Genomic DNA, 1,335 nt, shown 5'->3' with positions numbered 1-1,335 from the left:
CGTCCTGCACCAGCGGCGCCAGCCGCGACACCAGCTCCACGCCGAGCCCCATAACGCGACCGGCAAGGACATGACGCGCTACAGCCTGATGCCGACAGCCAGGACACGAGCCTGGCGCGCACCACGCTCGACGCGACGGACATCCGGCTCCGGAGCAGCGGCGACTTCCCGGAGGATCAGCTCAACGGGACTCGCCTGGCAGTGCTTCATGGCATCTAGCTCGCCAGCGGCAACTGCGCCGCAGCCAGGCACAAATCGGCCCAGGCGCGGGCCTTGTCGGCCGGATTGCGCAGCAGGTAGGCCGGGTGGTAGGTCACGACGACGGGGATGTTCTCCCACCCCGGCATGGCGATGCGCGCCGGCTTGCCACGCAGCCGGCCCAGCGGATCGCCGCTTTGCAGCAGGCTCTGCGCGGCCAGCGGGCCCATCGCCAGCACCACCTGCGGCGCCGGCGCCGCATCGGCCATTCCCTCGGCAATGGGACGCGGGCGGCCGGGCTGGCCCGAAGCCACGCCGCGGTGGGTGCGCATCAGGCGTACGGGCGCGGCGCCGCCATGCAGTTGCAGCGCGCGCAGCATGGCCTCGAACAGGCGGCCGGCATCGCCGGAGAAGGGTTCGCCATGGCGGCCGTCGAGTTCGGGCGGCATGTCGGCGACGATCAGCCAGCCGCCCTCCGCCTCCGGGCCGTAGAGATGGCGCGTGGCCTCGATCAGAACGCTCGCGCCGGAGGGCGCGACCGTCGGCCGGGCCGCGAGTGGGGGGGCGGAGATCGGCGCCGGCGCCGGCACGACGGCGCGGACCGCCACCGGCGCAGCGACGGCCTCCTCGGGCGCGCCGCGCGGCGAGGGCGCTTCCACGGGCACCGGCGTGGCGATCTGCGCCGCGGCGGGCCACCAGAGCTTGATGCCCATTTCGTCGAGCATCGCGCGCTGCCGCGCGTCCAGGTTCAGCGTACCGTTCATGTCCATCGTGTCTTCTATTTCAAGCTGCCCCAGGCGCTGCTGGATTCATTGAGGCGCAGGCTCATCACTACCGCGTCCTCGCGTGCATGGCCTTCGGCCGGGTAGTAGCCCTTGCGCACGCCCACGCGCCGGAAACCGTGGCGCTCGTAGATGGCCATTGCCCGCAGGTTGCTGGCCCGCACCTCGAGCCAGAGCCACTGCGCGTTCTGGCCGCGCGACCAGCCCGACAGCGCCTCCAGCATCAGCGGCGCCCAGCCCTGGCCCTGGAAGGCCGGCGCCACTGTGATGTTGAGGAGGTGCACCTCGTCGACGCCCTTCATGGCGACGAAATAGCCGATCAGCGTCTCGCCGCCGGTCTGCGGCGCCAGCCGGC

2 protein-coding genes are annotated in these 1,335 nt (G+C 72.2%); both read right to left on the bottom strand.

The window, feature by feature from the left end:
• Positions 1-215: 215 nt before the first annotated feature.
• Entirely contained in the window at positions 216-968 is a 753-nt protein-coding gene (locus tag APY03_RS01800; RefSeq protein ID WP_068673359.1) for a uracil-DNA glycosylase family protein, read from the bottom strand.
• 8 nt (positions 969-976) lie between these two features.
• Positions 977-1,335, bottom strand: a 359-nt coding sequence (rimI, locus tag APY03_RS01795; RefSeq protein ID WP_068673362.1) for a ribosomal protein S18-alanine N-acetyltransferase, incomplete at its 5' end; no start/stop codon positions are given.

Source organism: Variovorax sp. WDL1 (assembly GCF_001541225.1).
Classification (GTDB): Bacteria; Pseudomonadota; Gammaproteobacteria; order Burkholderiales; family Burkholderiaceae_C; genus Variovorax.
The sequence above is the reverse complement of the archived record's forward strand: the minus strand, read 5'-3'. Positions and strand labels throughout refer to the sequence as shown.

What these genes read in the sequence shown, in the direction of transcription:
- APY03_RS01800 (WP_068673359.1), bottom strand. Translation starts at nt 968, where the DNA reads ATGGACATGAACGGTACGCTGAACCTGGACGCGCGGCAGCGCGCGATG.